Genomic DNA, 26,346 nt, shown 5'->3' on the forward strand with positions numbered 1-26,346 from the left:
GCCATGACACACATCAAATTCGATTATAGTAACGTTTCAACATTTCTGGATGAAGAAGAACTGGACAACATGAAGCCGTTCGTCTCAGCTGCCCACTCGCTGATCCGTGAAGGCACCGGTGCAGGCAGTGATTATCTCGGCTGGGTCGATCTGCCCAAAAACCATGACAGGGAAGAGTTTTCCCGCGTGGGAAAAGCAGCGGACAAAATCAGGGGAGACTCCGATGTCCTGGTTGTAATCGGCATCGGCGGCTCCTACCTCGGAGCAAAGGCGGCAATTGAAATGATGGCGCCGGCTTTTGGTCAGAACGGCCCGGAAATCATCTTCGCCGGCCATCACCTTTCCAGCCATTACATGAATGAACTCAAAGACCACCTGAAGGACAGGGACTTCTCCATCAATGTCATAAGCAAATCGGGTACGACGACGGAACCGGCCATCGCGTTCCGCGTATTCAAGAAGCTGCTCGAGGAAAAGTATGAGAATCCGGCAGACCGCATCTATGTAACAACAGACCGGGAGAAGGGGGCACTGAACACACTCGCCAAAGAGCGGGGGTATGAAATGTTCGTAGTGCCGGACGATGTCGGCGGCAGATATTCCGTGCTGACCGCTGTGGGACTCCTGCCGATCGCCGCTTCCGGCATCGACATCAGCCGGATGATGGAAGGTGCACATGCGGCAATGGATGATCTGGCGGAAGAGGGACTGGAAGACAATCCGGCCTATCAGTATGCAGCGGTGCGGAACGCCCTCCTTGCCAAGGGGTACGATGTCGAGATGCTCATCAACTATGACGAGCGCCTCAAGTATTTCGGTGAATGGTGGAAGCAGCTGTTCGGGGAAAGTGAAGGCAAGGACAATAAGGGTATCCTTCCCCACAGTGCCAACTTCACTACAGACCTGCATTCACTGGGCCAGTATATCCAGGAAGGCAGAAGGATGCTGATGGAGACGGTCATCGATGTGGAAACACCGCTCTCCGATCTGGAGATCGGAGAGGAGGAGGCAGATCTTGACGGTCTCAACTATCTGGCGGGGATGACAGTCGATGCTGTCAACCACCAGGCGATGACGGGCACGATCCTTGCCCACGTGGACGGCGGTGTGCCGAACATGGTCGTGCAGATTCCGAGGATGGATGCCTATACATTCGGCTATATGGTCTACTTCTTCGAAATCGCATGTGCAATGAGTGGTTATCTTCTCGGTGTCAACCCGTTCAACCAGCCCGGTGTGGAAGCATACAAGCAGAATATGTTCGCATTGCTCGGGAAATCCGGGTATGAGGAATTGCGGGAGCAATTGAATGACAGACTCCGCTAAAAATTATATAATTGTATAGAACTTAAGGCTATATTACAGTGTAATATAGCCTTTCTTAAATAGGACGGGGTTATTAATTTGGAAGCAATTTTTGAAAGACTGATGACGCAGGAAGGGCTTGAACAGCTGTTCAGGGAAGTCGAACAGCTCGGACTCATCGTTGGGTTCCTGCTTGTATTCATGGAGTCATTCCTGCCGTTTCTGCCGCTGTTCATCATCGTGGTGGTCAACATAAATTCATACGGGTTCATACTGGGCTCCCTGTCAAGCTATTCCGGGACGGTGCTCGGCAGCTATCTCGTGTTCCTGCTCATAAGGTATTTTTTCAGGCGGTCCGCACAGAAATATATCAGGAAGCACAAACGGCTCGGGCAGATGCTGTCGTTCATCGACCGGCGTGGTTTCGTGTTCCTGTTCGTACTGCTGTCACTGCCTTTTACACCGACATCGGTGATCAATGTCATTGCGGCTTTATCGAATCTTAAAAAAGTCGTATACTTGTATATATTACTTGCGGCAAAAGCGATCATGATATTGACGATGTCTCTCGTGGGGTACGATGTCACATCATTCTTCACTTCCCCGCTGCGGCTTACACTGTCAATTGCCGGTCTGGTGCTCATCTATTTCTTTTCGAAAGGATACCAGAAGTACATCAACAGAAAAATGGATAAATAGGGGTGTGGCATTATGCTGAAAGAGATAAAAGAATGGCTCATTGCGATAGTGGTCGCAGTGGTCCTCATATTGATAATCAGACAGTTCCTGTTCGTATCGTTCACGGTGGATGGTCTGAGCATGGATCCGACATTCGAGGACGGTGACAAAGTGGTGGTCAACAAATTCATTGATAATTTCAGTGATTATGAGACGGATGATGTGATCGTCTTCAATTCCGAAAAGGGTCCGGCCTATGTGAAACGTGTAATCGGCACCCCGGGGGATACCGTCAGGATGGAAGACAAGCAGGTCTATGTGAACGGCGAACCGCTCAATCAGGACTACGTGACCCATACGGAGGATTCATACATGGACAATTTCACACTGGAGGAACTTGGTGTCGAAGAGGAGACGATTCCGGAAGGGACACTGCTCGTTCTGGGCGACAACCGCCCGGTGAGCCGGGACAGCCGCGATTTCGGGCTGGTTGACCAGTCGGAAGTGATCGGGGAAGTCCAGCTCCGCTTCTGGCCTCTCAATGAAATATCCATCAATTTTGACTGAATGGCAAAGACACCCGGATGAAGGGTGTCTTTTGTCTACTCTCGAGGAGTGAAATATTATGACATTAAAGATTTGGACCGGTGTCAGCGGTACCGGCAAGACGGGGCGGATGTTCGAGGACATACAGGCGGAAACGAAAGGGAAACCGCTCGGTGCCCCCATCTATATCATCACGCCGACGCAGAATACGCTGAGATATGAAAACATCATCACGGGTGCCCGGGACGGCGGAAGCGGCAGCCTCAGGACCGCCGTATTCAGCTTTTCACGCTTCATGTGGCATGTCTTCAACGAGACCGGCCACTCCACGAGGGATGCCCTGTCGGAAAGCGGGCATATCATGCTGCTCCACAAGATGATGACGGAGATGAAGGAGCAGCTGTCCTTCTACAGGGACAGCTCACAGTACATAAAATTTTCCCAGAAAGTGCTCGATATGCTCAAAGAGCTGAGTGCCTACCGGGTGGCGCCTGACGACCTGAGACGGGCACAGCCTGAGGCCGGCCGCATGAAGGACAAGTTTTCCGACCTGCAGCTCATCTATGACCAGTGGCTGCTGAGGGCAGCGGAACTCCAGATAGAGGATTTGAACCTGACCGGCCAGTTCATCGATCTCCTCTACTCCGGCAGGACAATCAGATCTCTCGAGGATGCGGTCATCTATATCGACGGCTTCCACAATTTCACCGAAGTGGAATATGCGCTCATCCAGGCGCTTCACACACGCGTGAGGGAGATAAACATCCTCCTTACGCATCAGGGGACGAACAAGGAACTGTTCAGGAAGACCGATGCCGTCATCGAAAGGCTCCGTTTCTTCATGGGGGATGACAGCCTCGAATTCGAACATTTCGGACAGGACTTCAAACGCTCTGAAAAGAAAGGGCTCATCCAGATTGAATCGCATTTCGCAGAACAGGAGACGATGTACGACTATGAAGGGGTGACGATCACCGAAGCGCCGAACGCCCTTGAGGAGATCACTGAAACGGCGCGGGAGATAGAACGCCTCGTGGCAGACGGCAGCGCCTACTACAGTGATATCGGGATCCTCTACAGGGACGCGTCCTATGAACCGCTCATCCGTTCCGTTTTCAGGAGGTTCGATATTTCATACCATATCGACAGGAAAGTCCAGATGTACTCCCATCCGTTCATCCAGTTCATCATGGCGCTGCTCGACTGCTATACGAAAAATTACGAATTCAACGCATTCATGAACGTGCTGAAGACAGGATACCTGTGTGAGGATACAGACAGGATGTACATCGATCAGCTGGAGAACTTTGCGCTGGAGCGCGGCCTCGGCGGCGCTGCCCTGTTCGATGATGACAAATTCCGCTACATCACCGTGCCGGACGAAAACGGTGTGCTCCACACCGTAGACAAGAGCGGGCAGTATCAGGACATGATCGAATTCAAGAATAAAATCCTGTCGCGCCTTGAGGTGCTCTTTGCCGAATTCAGGGCAGAGCGGACGGTGCGCGAGTACATCGGCATCATCTATGATTTCCTGATGGCGGAAGGGATAGTGGAGAAAATCACAGAGGAGATGGTGCATCAGGATGAGAACGACCAGATCCGGGAAAGGGATGAAACGGAGCAGGCATACAATCTGTTCATCCGCCTGCTCGATGATGCCTATGTGGTCTATGATGACGGGGCTGTCCGTTTCCAGGTCTTCTATGAAGCTTTCATGGACGGGCTTAAGAATGCGGAGTTCAGCCTCCTCCCCTCCACAATAGATCAGGTGATGGTCGGCTCACTCGACCTGTCCAAAGTGGAGAACAAGAAATATATTTTCCTGATTGGTGTGAACCGCGATGCGATGCCCCGGGAAACACGCAACAGGGACATCATCTCCGATGAGGAAAAGGCGCTTTTCGAACGGGCGGACATCGAACTGTCGCCGAGCTCGAGGACGCTTGCCCAGGACGAGCGCTTCGTATTCTATCTTGCCATCACCCGCGCGACCGAGGGGCTGTACCTCAGCTGGAGTGTCACACTGCCTTCAGGCGATGTGACAAAGCGCAGCCCGTTCCTCGATGAAGTGATGCCGCAGCGGCCGGAGCAGGTGCGGAATTATGAGTACAGGCGGGTAAGTGAATACAGCCGTTTCAATCCGGAACGTCTGATATCATCGGCTGCGAGCATGGAGCCGCTGCTCCACCTGAAGATGCGCGAGATGATGACATCCCAGGTGGATGACCCTTCGGATTTCCTCAGGATTCCGGAATACCGTCCGTGGGTCGAAACGTTCCAGGTGCTCATGAAAGACAGCTGGCATGATTTCTATCCGAGATTGAGGCGCAATCTGACACACGACAACCGCGCCCGGCCGCTGTCAAAAGAAGCGGCGCAGGCGCTGTACGGCGGAGAGATGAATGCGAGCGTATCGCGTTTTGAGACGTTCCACCGCTGCCAGTTCCAGCATTTCAGCTCCTACGGACTCAGGCTCAATGTACGGAAACCGTATCAGGTCGCCCCGCTTGAGCTGGGGAACCTGTACCACGAAGTGCTCTATGACACAGTGGCGAAGCTTGGCTTCACACTCCTCCACGATACAGAGAAGATACGGATGCAGGTGGAGGATTCCATCGAGCGTTTCGCCCGGGCGATCCAGTTCGGCATCTTCGATCATACGGGCTACTATCAGTCGCTGAAACGGCGCGCAGGGGATGCGATCGTCCGCCTGCTCGTGTTCATGCGGGATATCGAGGAACTGGGTGACTACAGGATTGCGGAAGCCGAGCTGTCATTCGGCTTCGTGAAAAGTCCGATCGATGAAGTGACACTGACGAGCGGGGACGGCCACACGATCCATCTGCGGGGCAAAATCGACCGCGTGGATATGTATGAGACGGGGGAGGACGCGTATGTGAACCTGATCGATTACAAGTCGAGTGCACGGTCCATCTCGAAAGCGGGCATATTGAACGGACTTGAACTGCAGATGATGACATACATGCATGTGCTGGTGGAGAAGGGTCCGGAGTATTTCGGCAAAGGGCGTATCATGCCGAACAGCATGCTCTTCTTCCCGGTCAGGGATCCGCTCATCTCGCTCGCCGGCGAGGAGTCGCTGGAACACGCTGAAGAGGAGCAGAAGAAACGCATGCGCCCGGACGGGGCGTTCATCAATGAAAATGCCGAATACGACGGCATGATCGATGAAACTTCGGCCGGTATTACGGGCATGCTCTCAAAACTCGATGATTACAAGATGTACAGCGCCTACTACCCGATCTCCGTCACCAGTGCAGGCAAAATAAACAAAGCAACCCGGCACAGGTACTACAGCCCGCTCCTGTTTGAACATTATGCGGATCATATCATGCAGATGTACCGGGATACGACGGACCGCATGTACCGGGGCGAGGTGCTGGCTTCACCGATATCCCTGGATCCGTCGAACACGAGACTGGCATGTGAAATGTGCGATTTCAAATCCGCCTGCCGCATCGATCCGCTGATGAACCGGCGGGACATCAGGATGAATACGGTGGATGACGAAACGATAGAGAATTTTGAAAGAGGGGTGGGAGACCATGGTCCAGTGGACGGATAAGCAGCTCGAAGCCATTGAATATGAAGGTTCCGATGTACTGGTGGCGGCTGCTGCCGGAAGCGGAAAGACGACGGTTCTGGTCGAACGCATCATCCGGAAGATACTGGAGGAGAAGTATTCGATCGATGAAGTCCTCGTCGCAACCTTCACCAACATGAGCGCACGCGATATGAAGGAGAAGATCGAGAAGGCGCTCAAGACCGCATTTCTTGAAAAGAGGGATCCGAGAATATACAGGGAGTCCCTGAAGCTTAAAGAGGCACATATATCGACGCTGCACAGCTTCTGTCTGCACCTCATACAGATGCACTATAATGTGATCGGGCTGTCCCCGGATATGCGCACACTCGGCGATATCGAGATGAAGCTCCGCCTGGAAAATGTGATTTCCGGCGTGCTCGAATCCTATTACATGGCGCCGGATGAAGATTTCCGGCATGTTTCCACCATGCTGTCGACGGATAAGAGCAACGAGGGGCTGCTCGGTGCCATACGGGATCTTTATTATACGGCGGTTGCAAGCCCCGATCCACAGGGGTTCCTCGAAGGGAACAGGGACCAGTATATCGATGTGGACCGTCTCGAAGCCATACTCTCTGAGCACAACCACAACCTCAGGCTGAAGCTTGATGCGCTTTTTGCAGACCTTGGATTGCTCCGCACCCATTACAGGACGGCGGTGCATGAATCGATCAAGGAGGCCCAGGTGGTGGAAGCCTACGATGCGCTTGAATCAGCCGTCATGTCTGTCGAGCGGGCGGGTGGTGATGTGATGGAGGGACGGCCGGTGGAACTGCCGGCATTCCCGCTCAAGGACGGCCGTTCGGCCTTCATCAAAAATATTGCCGACCCCGATCGGAAAGCGGCGCTGCTTGCCGTGCACAAGCGCGTCCGCGACCGCTACAATGAGGTGCGGGATGCACCGGCGTATGATCTCGGGCGCGTAAAGGCGGAGCTCGCACCGATGAACGGGGCCAATAACGTACTCATCGATATCGCGCTCAAGGTGATAGAGAGGTTCAGGCAGCAGAAGCGCACGCGGAATGAAATGGACTTTTCGGATTATGAACATTATGCGCTCGGGATACTGAACGCCGGGGACGGGGCGGTCGGGGAGCGCTACCGCCGCCAGTTCAAGGAGATCATGATTGATGAGTATCAGGATATCAACCGTGTACAGGAGGCCATCATCCAGGTGCTTAAGACCGGCGGTGAATCGGATGGCAACCTTTTCATGGTGGGCGATGTCAAACAGTCCATCTACAAGTTCCGCCAGGCAGACCCGTCCCTGTTCATCACCAAGTCTGAGCGCTTCAAGACAGGGGGCAGCGGGCGGCTGATCAGCCTGAACCACAATTTCCGCTCGCGCGGGGAAGTGCTCGGCCTTACGAACACCGTATTCGAGAAGATCATGGACCGTGAAGTCGGTGAAATCACGTATGATGACACGCACCGGCTTGTGCAGGGGAACTATCTCGAGGAGGCGCCGCTGCATTCGGAGTGCCATATCATCGAAAACAAGGCTGAATATGGCGGGGATGCAGAGATAAAGCATATCATCGATGTGGTCAGGGACCTTGTACGGAAAGGTGTGGCCTACAGGGATATCGTCATCCTGACGCGCAACACGCGGGATAATGAATCCTACCGCCGGCTGCTCGGTGAAGCTGAACTGCCGGTGTTCGTCAACAACCGCTCGGGCTATCTCGATACGCTTGAGATCCGTACGATGATCAGCATCCTTTCCGTCATCGACAATCCGCTTCAGGACGATCATCTTGTCGGCATGATGCGGCTGCCGATGTTCGGTTTCACAGAAGATGAGATTGCGCGGATCCGTGCATCGTCGGATGCGGATTACATGTACGGTGCACTGATCGAATATGATGGCCCGGCGGTGGTCATGAAGAAGCTCCACGAATTCCGGGATGCACTCCGGTCGCTCCAGGAATATGCGCGGTATATGAGTGTGCCGGAGCTGATTGATGAAATCTATCTCGAATTCAGCATCCTGGAATACTTCGCCGGTCAGAAAGGCGGCAGGTCAAGGCGTGCGAACCTGAACGGCTTCATAGAAAAAGCGCGTGAATTCGAAGCCATGTCACAGCTTTCACTGTATGAATTCATCTCATACATCCACCGCATGATCGATGACGGACAGGACTTCGGCGAAGAGAACACCGTGTCGCCGGACGATGACACGCTCCGTGTCATGACGATCCATGCCTCCAAGGGGCTTGAATTCAATTATGTGATATATGCAGGGCTGCACCGCCGCCTGAACATGATGGACGTTTCGAAAAAGATCAGTGTCCACCCTGGGCAGGGCATTGCGATGAAGCGGTTCCTGCCGGAGGCACTTGCAGTGATGCCGAGCATCCACTCGGAAGTCGCATCCAGACAGGTACTCCGGGAGCTGATCAGCGAGGAGATGCGGCTTGTGTATGTAGCGATGACCCGTGCGATCGACAAGCTCATCATGCCGCTGGTCTACGACGGGGAGTATAAGGAGAAATATTCCTATGAACCGGGGTTGATCAATGCCGATGACAGGCTGAACGCCCGGACCATACAGGACCTCATCGCACCGATCTTCATCAATGAGGATATGCCGTTCCTCACGCTGGAGTATGCTGAACCTCCGGAGGAGACCGGAACGGATGACAGGCGCTACGCATCGCTTTCTGAACTCGAAGGGCTGAAGGTGCCGGACAATGAACCGCTGAAGGAGAGGCTGTTCTATAAATACCCGCATCAGGCCGAGGCCCGTACCGTATTCAAGGAGTCCGTGACGGAAATCAAGCGGCGCAATGAAACGCCGCCGGACGACAGTGCAGTCATCCGCCATGACCGGACGCCAAACCTGAAACTGCCGAACTTCCGCAGCGAGACGCTCGATGCCCCGGTCTTCGGTACTGTGATGCACCAGATGATGATGCACATGATGAACCGCTACGAAGAAGTACGCGGGCTCGGAGCTGTGGAACGTGCCGCGTACGTCAGGCGCCTGGTTGAAGACAACACCCTGGAAGACATGCTCATCACCGATATGCACAGGGAGAAGATGGTGGAGAACATCGAACAGTTCCTGTCAGACAGTGTGATGGCCGAACTGCTGGCGCGCCAGGAATCCATCCATACCGAGATTCCGTTCATCATGAACCAGAAGGCGATCGGCTACTCGCAATACGAGGACCAGATGGTTCAGGGGATCATGGATGCCCTGCTCGAGATCGACGGCAGCTACGTCATACTGGATTACAAGACGGACCGCGTGGCAGGGACCGGACTCGGACCGTCGGATCTCGTGGAAAGATACGGTACACAGATGGATATCTACAGGCGCTCTGCGATGCAGGCCCTCGGAAAAGATGTTACTGTTTACCTATATTTCTTTGATTATGGAGCGATTAAAATTGAAAACTGAAGAAGGCAGCATCAGATTCATCCTGGCCATCACACTGTTCCCGGTACTTCTCATGAACGGGATGCACTACATGATGCCGTATGATGCGATAAATGTATATGAATATCTGAGCGGTGACTCGCTCAGCTCATACCATCTTGTCAACATATTCACCGGCAGCGCCGTCATGCCTCTGGTCGCTCTCATCACCGGCTACATGCTGAACCATTGGCGCGACAGGGGGATTTTGGACCTTGGCAAAATAACAATCACCATCTTCCTTGCGGGCTCACTCCAGTCGGTGTTCGTCTTTGCCTGGGATTTCCTGCCGGGACTTGCCCTGACCGCGCTTGTGGGACTCATATTCCTGAAATCGAAATGGTTCGTGCCCATGATTTCGGCGGTTCTCCTGTTCGCATTCCACATGGCCGCGAACGTCCTGCCGGATATTTTGGAGAATATCGGTTCGCCGACGGATAAGATGTATTCGGCCATCCAGACGGTGAACGAACAGACGAGTGTGTACAGGAGCAGCGACTACTTCGCGATCATCAGCAAAAATATCGAGATATTCACAGGCGACATCCCGGGCATGGTGTATACCCTCCTGTTCACTGTCCTGCCGTGGCTGCTCTTTGGCATGGCGCTGTCCAAAGTCGGTATCAAAGACCTGCTCGCTGCAAATCATATACTCGCAGTAGCGATGTTCATCACCCTTGCGGGCGGCGGGCTTGCCCTGAAGCTGATCCAGGTCGTCACGCTCGGGACCTACAGCGGCACGCTGCTGGCTGACAATTTCGGCGGTCCCGTCCTCGCCCTCGGATACTTCATCCTGCTCCTGTTCATATCAGCCGTCATTCCGGAAAAGGCCGTGGCGCTGTTTGCACCGCTCGGCGGCAGGGTACTGACGATGTATATAGCCGGCAACATCCTGCTGATATTCATCTTCTACGGAATCGGATTCACGGCGTACGGCGACGTCAGCATACTTTCGATGGTGCTGATCATGACGGCGGTCTACGTGCTGTCAGTCGCCGTCGGGTTTTTATTCCGGAAAGCTGGGGCAGGGGGCATCGAAACACTATTTGCGGATAATTCAGATAAATGCGGGGAAAATTGACCGGTTGTCTGTTATAATGGATAAAACAACAAAAGGAGCGTAATCCATGAAATTTTTGACATTTGACTACGGAAACCAGACTTACTACGGGGTTAAGGTAAAGCGCGAGGAAAGTGCATGGATACTGCCGAAGCTGTTCGAGGATTTCGGCAGTGATGCGGGCTATCCGAAGACGCTGCTCGAGGGGATATCAACATACAATACTCTGGATTTCCAGGAAATCGTAAGAAAATTAGTGGAGAAGGCGGACCGGTCCGGCAATGCGGATCAGTATAAAGCACCGTTTGCGGACATAGAATTCCTTGCGCCGGTGACACCGCCGAACAACGTGATTGCGTTCGGACGCAACTACAAAAAGCACGCAGAGGAGCTGGACAACGAAGTTGAGAGCCTCTATGTATTCACGAAGGCTGCAACAAGCCTCGTCGGGGATGAAGCTGTCATTCCGGACCATGGGGAGGTAACCAGCGCGCTCGACTATGAAGGGGAGCTTGGCGTTGTCATCGGCAAGCGTGCGGACAGGATAGAAAGCTCGATGGCACTCGATTACATCTACGGCTATACGATCATCAACGATATCACGGCACGCGACCTGCAGAAGAAGCACCTCCTGCCGTTCCTGTCGAAAAGCCTGAAGGGCGGCTGCCCGATGGGGCCGTTCATCGTCACGAAGGATGAGCTGCCGAATCCGGAGCAGACATCCATCGTCACGAAGGTGAATGAGGAGATCCGCCAGGACGGCAGTACATCAGAGATGGTGCTGAAGCTTGATGAACTGATTGCGGAAGTTTCCAAGTACGTCGTTCTTGAGCCGGGTGACATCATCGCAACCGGCACACCGGGGGGTGTCGGCGCCGGAATGACCCCGCCGCAATTTTTGAAAAAGGGTGACGAAGTCCGTATTTCCATCAATGGAATCGGCACACTTACGACATATATCGGTGAATGAAAATCCGGGCGGATATGTTAGAATGGTAAGTGATTCACAATAGAAAGGGAGATTTCATGATACACTTGCACCTTACAGCAATTGTCCTTGCAGTTGTGTTCTTCTTCATCACTTACTTTTCAATTAAAAATCCGGGGGATCCGGATGCAAAGTACGCAAAAGTTCCCCATATGATTGCAAGACTGTTTTACGTCATCGTCCTTGTATCAGGCCTTGTTCTGTTCATCCAGGCGATGGGCATCAACGGTATGCTGTACGGCCTCAAATTCCTTGCCGGCCTGTTTACGCTCGGCCTGATGGAAATGGCAGTGATAAGGAAGAGGAAGGGTACCGGACAGCCGCTGTTCATCATATTCCTCGTGCTTGCAGTCATCACGATCGGGCTCGGCATCTATCTGCCGATGGGACCGGTCACTGCGCTGTTCAGATAACACTGGTGGAATCAGACACTCTTTTTAAGGGAGTGTCTTTTTCATGGGATTTTGTGAACATTCTTTGAAAATATGATATTTTTATTTTTTATCTAGTATACTTGGGATATTAGACAAGAAGGTAGGGTCACAATGCAGAAATTATTGAAATACATAGTGGTGGTGCTGGTAGTGGGCGGCATGTTCCAGCAGGATGCATCAGCCCGGGAAAAGCCGCACGACCGCATCTATACAGTTGTCGTCGACCGATTCCTCAATGCGGATGAATCAAATGATGTCAATGTGACGGATGACGAGACAGAGCCGCTCCCGTTCGGCGGGGATTTTCGCGGCATACAGGAAAATCTGGAATACATACATGACATGGGATTCGACACACTCATGCTGTCGCCGGTCTTTGAAAGGTCGGCTGAGGACTATCTCGGCTACGATGTAGAAAGCTATGGGGAGATTGAGGAATCGTTCGGCGGAGCGGAAGGGTTCCAGTCCCTTGTCGATGCGGCACATGAGATGGATATGAAAGTCGTTGTCGACATGCCGGCGAGTGCGGTGGAGGGCTACGAAACCCTGCAGGACCCCGAGCTCAATCAACTCCAGCAGGAATACTATTCTGAGATCGGCGATGTGGAGTTCATCGATCTGAGCGTGCCGGAGAACCAGGACGCGTACAGGGAGATGGCGCAGTCCTTCGTTGATGAATTCGGCATCGACGGCCTCAGCATGAACGTGGTACAGGATGGCGTGGACGCCCGCGAATTCATGCCGGAGGGCGTGACGACATACGGAATTCTCGGCAGCGAACCGGTCGGGGCGGAAGGGTTTGACCATGTCGCTTCAGAATCCATGAGGCAGGATGTCGCAGAGGCCTTCAGCACGACGGATAAGGCGATACCATCCTATCCGGAAGATGGACAGATGCTGCTTGCAGACCACTGGTTCACCGAGCGCTTCACAATGCATGCAGCCGGGGAAAATATGTTTCCGGGCACCCGCATACAGCAGCTCACCGCGTACCTGTACGGCTACCCGGGTCCCATCAGCTTCCAGTACGGGACGGAAGTCGCGCTGAACGGTGATACCATCCCTGCGGTGCACAGGCAGATGGACCTTTGGACAGACCAGGAAGTGGTTGACTACATCAAGCAGATCAACACTGTATTTACGCAGCACAAACAGCTGCTCGGCGGTGAGATGACGGAATTGAAAGCAGATGGGAGCGGCCACTATGTCGTCCGGTACGACACCGCCGACATCGATTTCATACTGAACATCAACGACACCTCAAGGACTGAAAACTTCAACGTCCCGCTTGAAGCCGATGACAGGGGCAAGATGATGAGCGGCATGCTCATCGGAGACAAGCTCAGAGCCGCTGAAGGACAGGACAGCTACAACGCCGTTCTCGACCGGGAGGAGGCGGAACTCTACGCCATCACTGAAGAGACCGGTCTCAATAACGGTTACGTCTACGCCGGACTCATCATCTTCGGCGGATTCGGAATATTCATCTGGATCGTAGCCAAACGCCGTAAGCCAAAAGAAGATATGTAATGATTTTTGTGAGAGAGGCCGGTGTGGCCTCTTTTTTGATGGGACGACGTCCGTATAGCTGAACTGAAATTCCAAATGGCGGCCGGCAGACTCATTTGATGGCCATGGTCCGATTCACGGAGGCCGATAAGCATTGTTGCCGGCCTCCGTTTTGTAGATTTGTAATATTTTCCGGACACGGCGCCGCCCGCGGTGTCCGCCACAAGCGTTTTCCGGACACGGCGCCATCCGCGGTGTCCGCCATGAGCGTTTTCCGGACACGGCGCCGCCCGCGGTGTCCGCCATGAGCGTTTTCCGGACACGGCGCCGCCTGCGGTGTCCGCCATGAGCGCTTTCCGGACACGGCGCCGCCTGCGGTGTCCGCCATGAGCGCTTTCCGGACACGGCGCCATCCGCGGTGTCCGCCATGGGCGTTTTCCGGACACGGCGTCATCCGCGGTGTCCGCCATGAGCGCTTTCCGGACACGGCGCCGCCTGCGGTGTCCGCCACACACCCGCCCTGCCGCAAAAGAACCGCCGTTCCCGCTCCTATAGGAGGCGGCACGGCGGTTCTCAATCGACCGATCGGTCATTCATCGAGCTTCTTCATTTTTTCAATCGTTTTGTAGCCGAGCATGTTGAGCACACTTTTCGGGCTGGAGTACGGCGGGGAGTATGCGACTTCGATGTTGGCGAGGTCGGCCGCCGTCCCGCCGAGCCGGATATGTGCGGCGAGTATGTCGATGCGTTTGTCGACGCCTTCGGTGCCGACGACGGCGGCGCGCAGAATCTTGCCGTCTGCTTTTGACACATAGATCCGCACCCGGATGGGGACGCTGCCGTCCATGTATCCGGCTTTGTTCCGCTGCCGGTGGTCGACGATGAAGTGGTCGTACCCGGTGACTTCGTGCTGCCCGAGTCCAAGCGTCGCGATATCATAGCCGAAGAACCGCATGATGTTGGTGCCGAGCAGTCCCTCGAACACGACGTCTCCATTTCCGCTGATCTGGCTGGCGATGACGTATGCCATGCGGTGGGCACCCCAGGCGAGGGCGACCGTCGTCTTCCCGCCCGTATGCTGGTAGAATGTCTCGATGGCGTCCCCCAGCGCATAGACGGACTCGGCGCTCGTACGGCCTGTCTCACCGGTGCAGATGAATCCATCATCGTTCAATTCAATGCCGGAGCCCTGCAGGAATTCCGTCCGCGGCAGTATGCCGATGCCTGCAACGATCATCGGGGCATCGATTTCCTCGCCATTATCAAGCGTCGCGACATTGCCGTCGACTTCCACGATTTCGGTGTTGAGCCTGACATCGACCCCCTGGCGTTCCATCTCCTCGATGAAGAAATCCCCCATATCGTCTTCAAGAGGACGGTAGACTTCATCGCTCCGGTGGATAAAGGTCACGTGCATGCCGCGTCTGACAAAGTTCTCGATCAGTTCGAGACCGATGTATCCGGCACCGATGACGACGACCTTATCCACATCATGCCTGTCGATATGAGATTTGATGCCGTCCAGATCCTCGAGGTTGTGCAGGACGAATGCCTGCGGAACATCGAGCAACGCGGACAGAGTCTTCGGTGCCCCGCCCGGGGAGAGGATCAGGTAGTCATAGTCCTCTTCGAACGTATCATTCCCGTTGATATCCTTCACGGTGACTTTCTTCGTTCCGCTGTCCACACGGGTCACTTCATGATGCGTCATCACAGTGATATCCCGTTCGGCCATGCTCTCAGGCGTTGCGGCGACGAGCTTGTCCCGGTCGCTCACCTCGCCGCCGATGTTATATGGCAGGCCGCAGTTGCCGAAGCTGATGTCGCGGCCCTTTTCATAGATTGTTATGCGGATTTCGGGATTTATCCTGCGGAGCTGTGCAGCGGCGGTTGCGCCGCCGGCCACGCCTCCCACGATAATACAATGCTTCATATTACACACCTTCATTGAAGTAGAATAGTGCAACCGTACCGTTGCCTGTATGGCTGCTGATCGTCGGGCCGATCATGCTGATTTTGACACTGCCGGCGTCCGTCTCCTCCATAATCTTCTTCTGGAGCTGCTCAGCCTGCTTCTGGGCATTCGCATGGGTGATGTGGACCTCGCCGGTAACGTTGTCCGCCTGCATGTGTCTGACCATGCTTGAGTGGACTTTTTTGGTGCCTCTGTGCTTTTCCAGGGGAACGAGTCTGCCATCCTCGACATGGAGCAGTGGCTTGATGTTGAGCAGTCCGCCGAGGAATGCCTGGCCCTTGGACAGGCGCCCGCCTTTGGCGAGGTAGTCCAGGTCATCCACCGTAAAGAAGTGACGGATGCTTTTTACATCGTTTTCGATTTTCGCGAGGAGCTCCTCTTTCTGGATGCCCCTTTCCAGGTAGCTGTGGGCGCGTTCGACGATGAGGCCGAGCCCGTAGCTCGCCGCCTTCGTATCGATGATTGTGATGTCCGCATCGGTATGCTCATCAAGGATCGTATCCCGTGCAATGACAGCACTCTGGTAGGTGCCGGAAAGTTCGCTTGAAAATGCGATGTAGAGGACAGACTCCCCCTTCTCAACATACGGCATGAACATGTCGGTGAACTGTTCAGGATTCGCCTGACTGGTAAGCGGACGTTTACCGTCTGCGATTTCATCAAGCACTTCCTGGCTCGATATCTCAATCTGATCCAGGTACTCCTTGTCATCGATGGTAATTTTCAGCGGGACGAACTCAATTTCCTTCTCCTTGAAGTCCTGCTGGGATATATCAGAACAGCTGTCTGCGAATAACTGCATATCAATCGCTCCTCTCGGTTATGGTTGTATATTCAATTCGAAATGCGCATTCAGAAACTTGCCGATGCCGTCGGTTTCGTTCGAATCCGTCACATGGTCGGCGGCCTCTTTGACCTCTTCGATGGCATTGCCCATGGCCACACCATGTTTGACATATTTAATCATTTCAGTGTCATTGTCCTCATCGCCGAACGCGATGGTATGCTCCTGGCTGATGCCGAGGTAGCCGCGCGCATAATCGACGCCGACCGCCTTGTTGATTCCTTTCTTGACGATTTCGATGACCGGGTAGGGCGCACCCCAGCGGCGGTGTTCGATCGTTTCGGCGAACAGGTCATCGAGCGCTTTGCGGATGCCCGGAACTTCCGGTTCATCCGCCTGGATCAGTATGGAAGTCGGCCCCGATTCCATGTTCTGCACCAGGTTGCCGATTTTCACCCGGGGGTTTCCCATGCTGAATGCCTCGAACAGCACTTCGTCGTGGTAGTGGATGTAGACGTTGTCCTTCACCTCGGCAATGATGTTCTGTATGTTCAAGTCCGGCACCCGGGCCACAATCTCCTTCGCCACTTCAAGGTCCAGTTCTTCATGGACCGTCTTGAAATAAAGATCCTGTGGATGGTGGACGAACGCCCCGTTGAAATTGACGACAGGCGTCGACATTTCAAGTTCACGGTAGTAGGGCTCACTCGCCCTGTACGGGCGACCGGTGGAGATCATGATTTCATGACCCATCTCTTTCAAGTGCATCAGCACTTTCTTTGTATATGGACTGATCTTCTTCTCATCTGTGAGAAGTGTACCGTCCAGGTCCAGGCATATTAAATGTTTGTGCATCAGTTGTATACTCCTTGTTAATCATTCATAAAACTATCATATCATTTATATTTTAATAGTGTAATTTTTTTGGTATATTAATGGTATATACTCTAAAAAGGAGTGATATTGATGGACAAAGCGATGGAAGAAAGCATGATGGGTGCGCTTGAGAATGTAATCGACCCTGAACTTGGCATAGACATTGTGAACCTTGGACTTGTGTACGGTGTGCATCTCGATGAAGACGGCAAAGCCGGCGTCGAAATGACACTCACATCCATGGGCTGCCCGATGGGGCCGCAGATTGTTGAACAGGTTGAAACTGCACTCGGCGAACTGCCTGAAGTGAAAGAGACCGAAGTCAACATCGTCTGGAACCCGCCATGGGGCAAAGACAAGATGAGCCGCTACGCAAAGATCGCCCTTGGCGTGAGCTGAGGTCATATAAAGGCGCCTGCTTCTGCAGGCGCCTTTTTAATGCGAAAATTCCCGGATCTGGGAGGATCCGGGAATTTCACTTATACGAAGATATAATAGTAGAGTATGGAAAATGTTCCAAGTGCGAAACAGTAGTAGCTGAAGATCGCGAGGTTGCCGTTCTGCATGACGTTCTGCAGCCATTTTACAGCGAAGTACGTGGCGGCGAGTGTCGCCACGAAGCTGAGTGCATACGGCAGGGCGAGTGCAGCGATTTCCGGATCGTTCACGATGTCGCCGGCTGAGATGAGTGCTGTGCCGAGTGATACCGGAATGTAGAGCAGGAACACGAAGCGGAGTGCGCTCTTCTGGTTGAGGCCGACCGCCATCGAGCCGACGAGGGCTGCACCGCTCCGGCTGATGCCGGGAGTGAGGGCGATACACTGTGCAAGCCCGACGATGATGGAGTCGCGCACAGTCAGTTCGCCGTCGCGCTTCTGGCCGCGCCTGTTCTTGATGAACCAGAGCGCCGCTCCGGTCACGAGCAGCATGACGCCGACAAAGCCCATTGAGATATTGTCGCCGATCACATCCTTGAGCAGCACGCCAAGAATGCCGACGGGGATTGTCGCGATGATGAGATACATGATGTATTTGAAATCCTTTACTGCCTCTTCATCCCTGGCACGCTTGAAGAAATATCTGTACAGGTTGGAGAGTATCGCCATAATATCGTTCCTGTATACCATCAGGATGGCAAGCAGTGATGCGGTATTCAGAAAAATTTCAAACGACAGTCCGCTGGCTTCGATGTTGAACAGTTCCCGTGCTATGACAAGGTGGCCGCTTGATGAGACGGGTATCGGTTCAGTGATCCCCTGCAAGAGCCCCAAAAATACATATTTTATGATAAGTATGATGTCCAAAGTAAGACCTCCTAAAATCCCTAAGATATAATATAAATTAATTTGATTTGAAAAGCCATCAATTACTTGAAAACGCGTGTGAAAAGTGTATAATTAAATTATGGTCAAAAAAGGTCAAACTCTATTGAATCATTTTTATCAAAGGAGTGACATACATGGATATAAACAAAATGACGTATACCGTACAGTCGATCATCGAACGGGCGCAGTCGATTTCCGTGGAACTCAAACTGCAGTCCATCGAAATCGAAGCCGTGATGAAAGCGATGCTCGAAATGGACGACAGCATGGCATCTGATGTCCTTGAGCGCGCGAAGGTTGACGTTCGGGCGCTTCTTGGGGCGTATGATGAAAAGCTTGCGAAATACAATACCGTAACCGGCGACAATGTCCAGTACGGACAGTACATGTCGAACGGGTTCACAAAACTGATTTCGAGGGCAGAGAAGCTGATGGCCGAAATGAGTGACGAATATGTATCTGTCGAACACCTGATACTCTCCGCAGTCGAAACGGAAGAGATCATGCGGGAAACCGCAGGCAGTAAAGACCGGGTGATCAGGGAGATCATCAACAAAGTAAGAGGAGGAAATCATGTGACAACACAGAATCCGGAAGTACAATATGAAGTATTGGAAAAATACGGCCGCGATCTCGTTGAGGAAGTGCGGAACGGCAACATCGACCCTGTCATCGGACGGGATGAGGAAATCCGCAACTCGATCCGCATACTGAGCCGGAAGCGGAAGAACAACCCGGTGCTGATCGGAGAACCAGGTGTCGGCAAGACTGCAATCGTCGAAGGGCTCGCACAGCGCATCGTGCGCCGGGATGTGCCGGACAGCCTGAGGGACAAGACAATTTTCGAACTGGACCTGTCCGCACTTGTGGCCGGTGCAAAATACCGCGGTGAGTTCGAGGAACGGCTGAAGGCTGTCTTAAAAGAAGTCAGGGAATCGGACGGCCGGATCATCCTGTTCATCGATGAAATACACATGCTTGTCGGTGCCGGCAAGACAGAGGGCGCAATGGATGCCGGCAACATGCTGAAACCGATGCTCTCACGCGGCGAACTGCACTGCATCGGTGCCACGACGCTCAATGAATACCGTGAATACATCGAGAAGGATTCAGCACTGGAACGCCGCTTCCAGAAGGTTCAGATTCCCGAGCCGGATGTGGAGGATACCATTTCCATACTGCGCGGCCTGAAGGAGCGCTATGAGGTGCACCACGGCGTCAGGATCACCGACCGCGCACTGGTTGCAGCGGCGGAACTGTCCGACCGCTATATATCGGACAGGTTCCTGCCGGATAAGGCGATCGACCTGATGGACCAGGCGAGTGCGACCATCCGCACGGAGATGGGCTCCAATCCGACGGAACTGGATCAGATCAACCGTCGTGTCATGCAGCTCGAGATCGAGGAGCAGGCGCTTAAATCGGAAGATGATTCAGTGTCCAGAAACAGGCTCGGCGAGCTGCAGAAGGAATTGTCCGAAGCACGTGAGGCACAGCATACGCTGGCCCAGCGCGTCGAGAAGGAAAAAGGGCAGATCCAGAAAGTGACCGGCAAGCGTGAAGAGCTCGACCGGGTGCGCCAGGAACTGGAGGATGCGGAAAACAACTATGAACTGGAACGGGCGGCCGAACTGAGGCACGGCAGACTGCCGGCACTTGAGAAGGAGCTTGGCGAACTTGAGGAGAAGCTGCAGGAGGAAAGTGCAGGAGAGAACCGCATCATCCGCGAAGTCGTGACGGAGGATGAAATCGGCTATATCGTCAGCCAGTGGACCGGCATACCGGTCACAAAACTGGTCGAAACCGAAAAGGACAAGCTGTTGAAACTTGCGGATATACTTCATGAACGCGTAGTGGGTCAGGACGAGGCAGTCGACCTCGTCTCGGATGCGGTCATCCGCGCGAGGGCCGGCATCAAAGACCCGGACCGTCCGATCGGGAGCTTTTTATTCCTCGGGCCGACCGGGGTCGGCAAGACAGAGCTTGCGAAGACACTTGCTGCGACGATGTTCGATTCTGAAAAGCACATGATCCGGATAGATATGAGCGAGTACATGGAAAAACACGCGGTGTCCAGATTGATTGGCGCCCCTCCGGGCTACGTCGGACACGAAGAGGGCGGTCAGCTGACAGAGGCCATCCGCAGGCAGCCATATTCCGTCATCCTGCTGGATGAAGTGGAGAAGGCCCATTCCGATGTGTTCAACATCCTGCTCCAGCTGCTCGATGAAGGACGCCTCACAGATTCCAAAGGGCGTTCCGTCGACTTCAGGAACACGATCATCATCATGACATCCAACATCGGTTCCCATCATCTGCTCGATTCGATGACAGAAGGCGGCGAAATCACTGACGAAGTCCGCGACACTGTCATGAGCGAAGTACACATGTACTTCAAGCCGGAAATCATCAACCGCATGGACGACATCGTCATGTTCAGTCCGCTGTCCAAGGACAACATGAAGATGATCACCGATAAGCTCATCCACGACCTGAACCGCAGACTGATGGACCAGCACATGACCGTCGAAGTGACAGAAGCAGTCAAAGACTGGATTTCAGACGAAGCATACGAACCCCAATTCGGCGCCCGTCCGCTGAAACGGTTCATCCAGCGCCATATCGAAACCCCGCTGGCAAAAGAACTCATCGCCCGTGACAAGGAAGACGGCCTGAAGATCAGGGTCGACTACAGAGACGGTGAGCTCAAATTCGATATGGACTGATCGAGATGAAAAAAACCTCCCATCGGGGAGGTGCCCCCCTAAAGATGAACTTTGAAGTTCATCTTTAGGGGGATTTTTTTGTGGCCGGCAGAGGTGTTTTGGAAACGGCAGCCGTCAAATAAGGTTGCGGGCCTGCAGCTTTGAGCTGGCGGCCACGGTGCGATCCGCGGTGGCCCTGGCCAAAAACCGGCCCCATCTGCACAAAGAGGGAATCCTCTATGCTACATGTTCGTCCGCTCAACAGGGTTGGCGAAGAATTTCTGTGTTTCTGTTCGGATCACTTTATAAAGGAAGAGCAGCCCGATCAGGTTGGGTATCATCATGAGTGCATTCGCTGTATCGGCGAACGCCCACACGGTGGAAAGGTCCATCACTGTGCCAAGGAATGTGGCGGTGATGTAGATGACTCCGTATACCGCTACATATTTCAGACCGAAAAGGTATTCGAAGCATTTGGTTCCGTAAACGTACCATGCGATGATTGTCGAGAATCCGAAGAATATGACGGATATGGACACGATATATTCCCCCACAATCCCGAGGCCCGCCCCGAATGCTGCGCTGGTCAGAGCGCCGGCTTCGAGTCCCGGGTCATGTTCGACTCCGGACAGGAGGCCGCCTGATGCATCCCAGAAACCGGTAACGATCAGCACGAGACCGGTCATTGTACACACGACGATTGTGACGATGAATGTACCGGTCATCGCGACCAGGGCCTGTTTCACCGGATGGGTGGTCCGGGCATTTCCTGCAATCAGTGCAACGGTACCGAGTCCGGCTTCGTTGGAGAAGACGCCTTTTGATACGCCGTGCTGCATCGCCTGGGCGACGACTACGCCTGAAAAGCCGCCTGCAGCAGACACCGGAGTGAAGGCATGTTTGAAGATGAGTTCGAATGCAGGGATGATCTGGTCATAGTTCAACAGGAGTATCAGGATGGAACTGCTGATATAAAGTACTGCCATGACCGGTACGAATACGCCGGCAACACTGCTGATGCGTCTGATGCCTCCGAAGACGATCAGACCAGTGAGTGTCACGAGGATGACACCCGTCACCCAGCCGGGTACAAAGAAGCTGTTCTCCATGACATCGGCGATCGTGTTGGACTGGACGCCGTTGCCGATGCCAAGCGCTGCGAATGCAGCGAAGAAGGCAAACAGCAAAGCAAGCCATTTGAACTTCGGGCCGATCCCCCTTTCTATATAGTACATCGGACCGCTGGAGTACTCACCGTCCGCATTCTTCACTCTGTAGATCTGGGCGAGCAGGGCTTCCGCGTATTTCGTGGCCATGCCGACGAGGCCCACGAGCCACATCCAGAAGAGAGCACCAGGTCCACCGAGTGTGATGGCGGTCGCCACGCCGGCAATATTTCCGTTGCCTATCATACCGGCAAGGGAAGTCATGAGCGCCTTGAAGTTGCTGACATCACCCTCAGCACCGGCATCTTCCTTGTCCCTGGTGAACACCAGCCTGAAAGCATACCTTAGTTTCGAGAACTGCAGCCCCCTCAGCTGAAATGTTAAAAAGAGACCTGTCCCGGCGAGCAGTACCAGGCTGGGTGGCCCCCAGAGCACTGCGTTGATACGATTTAAAATCTCTAACATAATTCCACTCCCATTTTTATGAAAACGCTGTCAAATAGTGCCAAAAAAAATTAAATGAAATAAATTGTGGTTTTTACAATATAACAAAGAAAATTATTTTCGGTATTGTAATAGTTCATGTTTAAACCGTATTTTTTCATTTAGGGTACAATGTATCATTTTTTTGGGAGCGGGTTTTTTCGCAACAAAAATCCACCCGATACTCTTGACCGGATGGATATATGATACTACTCACCGCGGAATCTGCGCAGGAAGTCCTGCAGCCGCGGATTCTCGGATCTGTTTATGACTTCTTCAGCGGTGCCGGATTCGGCGATTACACCATCATCGAGGAACAGAACCCGGTCCGCGACTTCAAGTGCGAAATCCATTTCATGTGTGACGAGCACCATCGCCATATCCTCGTTATCCGCGAGGTCCCGGATGACTTCGAGCACTTCGCCGACGAGCTCGGGATCGAGAGCGGATGTGACTTCATCGAAGAGCATGATCTTCGGCTTCATCACGAGTGCCCGCGCCATGGCGACGCGCTGTTTCTGCCCGCCTGAGAGCTGGGTCGGATAAGACTCGTATTTATCACCGAGCCCCACACGGTCCAGCATCTGCTTCGACAGTTCTACCGCCTCATCCTTTTTCATCTTCCTTACATTGACGAGCGGCACAACGCAGTTGTCCAGAATCGTCTTATGGGGAAACAGGTTGAAATGCTGGAACACCATGCCGATGTCATTCCTCACGATGCCAAGATGCTTTTCACTGGCTTTCTTCATTCCTTTTCCCGATTCCATCTTCCACAGGTTCTGCCCGTCGACGATGATGTCGCCTTCCGTCGGTTCCTCGAGCGTCATCAGCAGACGGATGATCGTCGTCTTGCCGGAGCCGCTGGGTCCGATGATGGCGATTTTCTCCGTGGGGCGGATATCCAGGTTGATCCCCTTCAGGACATGGACGTCACCGAATGATTTATGGATATCCTTGTATTGAACGATCGGTTCCATTATTCTGTCACCTTCACTTTCGTATTCTTTTTGTCGAATCTGCGGTTCACCTTATCCTCGAGCTTCCTGATGAGTACGGCGGAAGGGTAGCTGAGCAGAAGGAACAGCAGGGCGACGATTGTCAGCGGTTCGATGTATGACCACGTATTTGCGCCGTACGTTCTTCCCAGGCTCAGTATGCCGACCACGCCGATCGTCGCCGCAAGCGGCACTTCCTTGAACAGGATGATGAGATAGTTGCCGAGCATCGGTATGGTGGGCGGGAGTGCCTGTGGCAGTACGATTTTCATCCATGTATCTTTCCTGGAGAAATTGAGCGCCTTTGAAGCCTCCCACTGGCCTTTATCGACACTCTCTATGCCCGAACGGTACACTTCCGCTATATATGTCGAGAAGTGGACTCCGAGGGCGATCATCGCCGCGATGAACGGCGTGAAGGATGTCCCGATATACGGCACCATCGGCCAGGCGAAGTACAGGAAGAATATCTGTACAATCGGCGGTGTCGACCGTATGAACTCACGGATCCAGTAGATTACGAAATTGAATGGCCTGAGCGGCGTCGATTCGAGAGCGAGCCAGATGAAGCCGGCGGCAAGTGCAAGCACGTAGCTCGTGAATGTCAGGCCGAGTGTCACGTTTATCCCTTTTATGATGAAGGGGAACGCATCAATGAAGGTTTCCCAGCTCCACATCAGCTTGCCACCCCTTTCCTGGCGATCTTCTCACCTTTTTTGGACATCCAGATCAATGGCAGTGCAATGATGAAGTACATGATGAGTACCATCAGGTATGCCATCGGCCCTTCTGAAAGATTCGTCGAACGGTAGATGTCGCCGTAGTAGAGTATATCTGTGAGACCTATCAGCGATACAAGTGCAGTCCCTTTGAGTATCTGTATGGAATAGTTTCCGAATTCCGGCAGCATCAGCCTGAGCGCCTGCGGCAGGATGATGTGCCTCATGCGCTGCACCGGGCTCAGGTTCAGTGCGATGGCGGCTTCCGTCTGTCCCTTGTCCACAGCAAGGATGGAAGTCCTGACAACCTCTGACATATAGGCACCGTAGTTCAGGCCGATGGCGATCACACCGACGATCCAGTTGCTGCCGAGCTGGATGTCAAACAGTATCGGCACTGCATAATACAGCCAGAAAAGCTGCACGATGAGTGATGTGCCCCGGAAAACTTCCACATAGAATGCCGTAGCGCCCCGGATGATGGGATTCTTCACCATTCTTGTAAGTCCGGCGACAAACGCCATGATATATGAAAAGAGTGCTGCTGCTAAAAAGATGCTGACTGTCGTCCAGAGTCCCTGACCCAGATAGGACAGTATGTTAAAGGCGGAATCTAACATGTGCTCCCTCCTTCATGGAAAAATGAAAAGGTCCAGTCTTTCCTGCAGGATAACTGGACCAAAGCATGAATATTAACCTTCACTTCCACCTTCACATAGTTCTGCAGCTGTTACTGTGCCTGCCTCCACGCGGTTTTCCTCAGCGGTGAAACCTTCGGAATTATCCAGGATTTCATCTATGGTTCCGTCTTCTATCAATGTTGCGAGTGCTTCATTATAGGCATCGCGGAGTTCTTCGTCCTCCAGGTTGAATGCGGCGGCACCGAAGCTCGGGATGCCTTCGATATCAGGCTGTTCGAAGTCTTCGACGATTTCCACCGCATCGCTGCCCAGTGATTCATAGGCGGAGCGGAGTGTCGGACCGGTTGCGGCAGCCACATCGGCGTTGCCGGATTGTACGGCTGAGAGCTGCCCCGGTATGTCGGCAACCGACATGAACTGTTCTGAATCCACGCCTTCGCTTTCAAGGAATTCGAACTGTGTCGTACCTTCCATGAGCGCTGCAGTGACATCCGGATTGTCTGCGATGTCAGCGTAGCTGTGCAGGTCGTGCGGATTGTCTGCAGCGACTACGAGCCCTTCACCATACTGCATCTCAGGCTCTGCAAACAGCGCGTTTTCACATCTGTCCGGCTGTATCGCCATAGCTGCCGTGATGACATCATACTGGCCGGCCTGTACGCCCGGGATCAGCTCGCCCCAGTCAGTCAGATGGCCTTCCACGTTTTCAACACCCATTTCTTCGAATACAGCAGTCGCAATATCAATTGCCGCACCCTCGAGTTCCCCTGTTTCGGAATTTTCATATGCATAAGGCGGTTCATTGGCAAACCCGATGTTTACCGTACCGGATTCCTGAAGTTCGGCTACCCGGTCTTCACCACCGCCACCGCCGCATGCGCTCAGTACAAGCGCTGCCGCGAAAGTGAGTAAAATCGAAATTTTCCTCAAAGTATTCTCCTCCTAGCAAGTATTTTTCCTTAAATTGGAACATCGTACACGCTCAGTATACCGAAGTGATATTCTATGTCAAATTCATGTTGAAAAGGATAAAAATGGGTGTGGAAGCGCAGGAAGGCTGCTTCTCCAATGAAAAGCGCATTGAAAAGGTAATCCTGCACTTTATTCTACTATAGTTTAC

Annotated in this window: 21 protein-coding genes; 11 read left to right on the forward strand and 10 right to left on the reverse strand. The window is 53.3% G+C overall.

The annotated features are described in order from the left end of the window. Positions 1-3 precede the first annotated feature (3 nt). From C792_RS0103195 to C792_RS0103235, 9 genes are all read left to right on the forward strand, one after another. Positions 4-1,326: a glucose-6-phosphate isomerase gene (locus C792_RS0103195; protein WP_017548000.1), complete on the forward strand. Its 1,323-nt coding sequence runs from the start codon at positions 4-6 to the stop codon at positions 1,324-1,326. Between the two features lie 78 nt (positions 1,327-1,404). Then, positions 1,405-2,004: a TVP38/TMEM64 family protein gene (locus tag C792_RS0103200; protein ID WP_017548001.1), complete on the forward strand. Its 600-nt coding sequence runs from the start codon at positions 1,405-1,407 to the stop codon at positions 2,002-2,004. Between the two features lie 12 nt (positions 2,005-2,016). Then, positions 2,017-2,550 carry a signal peptidase I gene (lepB, locus tag C792_RS0103205; RefSeq protein WP_017548002.1) on the forward strand — a complete coding sequence of 178 codons (534 nt, stop codon included), beginning with the start codon at positions 2,017-2,019 and terminating at the stop codon, positions 2,548-2,550. 58 nt (positions 2,551-2,608) lie between these two features. Then, on the forward strand, positions 2,609-6,118 hold the full coding sequence (locus C792_RS0103210; protein ID WP_017548003.1) for a PD-(D/E)XK nuclease family protein: 3,510 nt from the start codon (positions 2,609-2,611) through the stop codon (positions 6,116-6,118). Further along, entirely contained in the window at positions 6,099-9,545 is a 3,447-nt protein-coding gene (gene addA / locus C792_RS0103215) for a helicase-exonuclease AddAB subunit AddA (protein ID WP_017548004.1), read from the forward strand. Before C792_RS0103210 ends, addA begins: the two co-directional genes overlap by 20 nt. Then, positions 9,535-10,644: a DUF418 domain-containing protein gene (locus C792_RS0103220; protein ID WP_017548005.1), complete on the forward strand. Its 1,110-nt coding sequence runs from the start codon at positions 9,535-9,537 to the stop codon at positions 10,642-10,644. Before addA ends, C792_RS0103220 begins: the two co-directional genes overlap by 11 nt. Positions 10,645-10,690: 46 nt before the next feature. Then, positions 10,691-11,593: a fumarylacetoacetate hydrolase family protein gene (locus C792_RS0103225; protein WP_017548006.1), complete on the forward strand. Its 903-nt coding sequence runs from the start codon at positions 10,691-10,693 to the stop codon at positions 11,591-11,593. 56 nt (positions 11,594-11,649) lie between these two features. Continuing rightward, a complete protein-coding gene (locus C792_RS0103230; protein ID WP_017548007.1) occupies positions 11,650-12,024 on the forward strand; it encodes a YisL family protein in 375 nt (124 codons plus the stop codon). Positions 12,025-12,156: 132 nt separating this feature from the next. Further along, complete coding sequence (locus tag C792_RS0103235; protein ID WP_017548008.1) at positions 12,157-13,575, forward strand: alpha-amylase family glycosyl hydrolase; 1,419 nt, start codon at positions 12,157-12,159, stop codon at positions 13,573-13,575. Here C792_RS0103235 and C792_RS14855 read toward each other — a convergent pair. Genes C792_RS14855 through C792_RS0103255 form a run of 4 tightly spaced genes read right to left on the reverse strand, consistent with a single transcriptional unit; the run spans position 13,491 to position 17,168 of the window. Next, complete coding sequence (locus C792_RS14855) at positions 13,491-14,147, reverse strand: hypothetical protein (RefSeq protein ID WP_156811621.1); 657 nt, start codon at positions 14,145-14,147, stop codon at positions 13,491-13,493. The two genes, C792_RS0103235 and C792_RS14855, sit on opposite strands and share 85 nt — an antisense overlap. Next, positions 14,144-15,487 carry a CoA-disulfide reductase gene (locus C792_RS0103245; RefSeq protein ID WP_017548010.1) on the reverse strand — a complete coding sequence of 448 codons (1,344 nt, stop codon included), beginning with the start codon at positions 15,485-15,487 and terminating at the stop codon, positions 14,144-14,146. The genes C792_RS14855 and C792_RS0103245 overlap by 4 nt, the downstream gene beginning before the upstream one ends. A gap of 1 nt (position 15,488) precedes the next feature. After that, positions 15,489-16,331: a DegV family protein gene (locus C792_RS0103250; protein ID WP_017548011.1), complete on the reverse strand. Its 843-nt coding sequence runs from the start codon at positions 16,329-16,331 to the stop codon at positions 15,489-15,491. A gap of 18 nt (positions 16,332-16,349) precedes the next feature. Then, on the reverse strand, positions 16,350-17,168 hold the full coding sequence (locus C792_RS0103255) for a Cof-type HAD-IIB family hydrolase (RefSeq protein ID WP_017548012.1): 819 nt from the start codon (positions 17,166-17,168) through the stop codon (positions 16,350-16,352). A 111-nt stretch (positions 17,169-17,279) separates the two neighbouring features. Here C792_RS0103255 and C792_RS0103260 point away from each other — a divergent pair, with 111 nt between their 5' ends. Beyond that, the gene (locus C792_RS0103260) at positions 17,280-17,588 is read left to right on the forward strand and encodes a metal-sulfur cluster assembly factor (protein ID WP_017548013.1); all 309 of its coding nucleotides are present in this window, start codon (positions 17,280-17,282) and stop codon (positions 17,586-17,588) included. Between the two features lie 80 nt (positions 17,589-17,668). Here the strand turns inward: C792_RS0103260 and C792_RS0103265 are convergent, their stop codons facing one another. Then, a complete protein-coding gene (locus C792_RS0103265) occupies positions 17,669-18,493 on the reverse strand; it encodes an undecaprenyl-diphosphate phosphatase (protein WP_017548014.1) in 825 nt (274 codons plus the stop codon). A gap of 155 nt (positions 18,494-18,648) precedes the next feature. Between C792_RS0103265 and clpB the strand changes: the two genes are divergently transcribed. Beyond that, positions 18,649-21,240, forward strand: coding sequence for an ATP-dependent chaperone ClpB (gene clpB / locus C792_RS0103270; protein WP_017548015.1), 2,592 nt, complete (start codon positions 18,649-18,651; stop codon positions 21,238-21,240). Between the two features lie 221 nt (positions 21,241-21,461). Here clpB and C792_RS0103275 read toward each other — a convergent pair whose 3' ends face one another. From C792_RS0103275 to ehuB, 5 genes are all read right to left on the reverse strand, one after another. After that, on the reverse strand, positions 21,462-22,850 hold the full coding sequence (locus C792_RS0103275) for an alanine/glycine:cation symporter family protein (protein ID WP_017548016.1): 1,389 nt from the start codon (positions 22,848-22,850) through the stop codon (positions 21,462-21,464). Between the two features lie 227 nt (positions 22,851-23,077). Next, complete coding sequence (locus C792_RS0103280; protein WP_026090204.1) at positions 23,078-23,851, reverse strand: amino acid ABC transporter ATP-binding protein; 774 nt, start codon at positions 23,849-23,851, stop codon at positions 23,078-23,080. Then, positions 23,848-24,543, reverse strand: a complete 696-nt coding sequence (locus C792_RS0103285; protein WP_017548018.1) for an amino acid ABC transporter permease — start codon at positions 24,541-24,543, stop codon at positions 23,848-23,850. The genes C792_RS0103280 and C792_RS0103285 overlap by 4 nt, the downstream gene beginning before the upstream one ends. Beyond that, entirely contained in the window at positions 24,543-25,205 is a 663-nt protein-coding gene (locus C792_RS0103290) for an amino acid ABC transporter permease (RefSeq protein WP_017548019.1), read from the reverse strand. Before C792_RS0103290 ends, C792_RS0103285 begins: the two co-directional genes overlap by 1 nt. A gap of 72 nt (positions 25,206-25,277) precedes the next feature. Continuing rightward, positions 25,278-26,156 carry an ectoine/hydroxyectoine ABC transporter substrate-binding protein EhuB gene (gene ehuB, locus C792_RS0103295; RefSeq protein WP_017548020.1) on the reverse strand — a complete coding sequence of 293 codons (879 nt, stop codon included), beginning with the start codon at positions 26,154-26,156 and terminating at the stop codon, positions 25,278-25,280. Between the last annotated feature and the right edge of the window lie 190 nt (positions 26,157-26,346).

The sequence above is a fragment of the Salinicoccus carnicancri Crm genome, assembly GCF_000330705.1.
GTDB lineage: Bacteria > Bacillota > Bacilli > Staphylococcales > Salinicoccaceae > Salinicoccus > Salinicoccus carnicancri.

Excerpts from the sequence above, each read along its gene's own strand:
- C792_RS0103195 (WP_017548000.1), top strand. The coding sequence starts at position 4 with ATGACACACATCAAATTCGATTATAGTAACGTTTCAACATTTCTGGAT.
- lepB (WP_017548002.1), top strand. The coding sequence starts at position 2,017 with ATGCTGAAAGAGATAAAAGAATGGCTCATTGCGATAGTGGTCGCAGTG.
- C792_RS0103210 (WP_017548003.1), top strand. The coding sequence starts at position 2,609 with ATGACATTAAAGATTTGGACCGGTGTCAGCGGTACCGGCAAGACGGGG.
- addA (WP_017548004.1), top strand. The coding sequence starts at position 6,099 with ATGGTCCAGTGGACGGATAAGCAGCTCGAAGCCATTGAATATGAAGGT.
- C792_RS0103225 (WP_017548006.1), top strand. The coding sequence starts at position 10,691 with ATGAAATTTTTGACATTTGACTACGGAAACCAGACTTACTACGGGGTT.
- C792_RS0103230 (WP_017548007.1), top strand. The coding sequence starts at position 11,650 with ATGATACACTTGCACCTTACAGCAATTGTCCTTGCAGTTGTGTTCTTC.
- C792_RS0103235 (WP_017548008.1), top strand. The coding sequence starts at position 12,157 with ATGCAGAAATTATTGAAATACATAGTGGTGGTGCTGGTAGTGGGCGGC.
- C792_RS14855 (WP_156811621.1), bottom strand. The coding sequence starts at position 14,147 with ATGACCGATCGGTCGATTGAGAACCGCCGTGCCGCCTCCTATAGGAGC.
- C792_RS0103245 (WP_017548010.1), bottom strand. The coding sequence starts at position 15,487 with ATGAAGCATTGTATTATCGTGGGAGGCGTGGCCGGCGGCGCAACCGCC.
- C792_RS0103250 (WP_017548011.1), bottom strand. The coding sequence starts at position 16,331 with ATGCAGTTATTCGCAGACAGCTGTTCTGATATATCCCAGCAGGACTTC.
- C792_RS0103255 (WP_017548012.1), bottom strand. The coding sequence starts at position 17,168 with ATGCACAAACATTTAATATGCCTGGACCTGGACGGTACACTTCTCACA.
- C792_RS0103260 (WP_017548013.1), top strand. The coding sequence starts at position 17,280 with ATGGACAAAGCGATGGAAGAAAGCATGATGGGTGCGCTTGAGAATGTA.
- clpB (WP_017548015.1), top strand. The coding sequence starts at position 18,649 with ATGGATATAAACAAAATGACGTATACCGTACAGTCGATCATCGAACGG.
- C792_RS0103275 (WP_017548016.1), bottom strand. The coding sequence starts at position 22,850 with ATGTTAGAGATTTTAAATCGTATCAACGCAGTGCTCTGGGGGCCACCC.
- C792_RS0103285 (WP_017548018.1), bottom strand. The coding sequence starts at position 24,543 with ATGTGGAGCTGGGAAACCTTCATTGATGCGTTCCCCTTCATCATAAAA.
- C792_RS0103290 (WP_017548019.1), bottom strand. The coding sequence starts at position 25,205 with ATGTTAGATTCCGCCTTTAACATACTGTCCTATCTGGGTCAGGGACTC.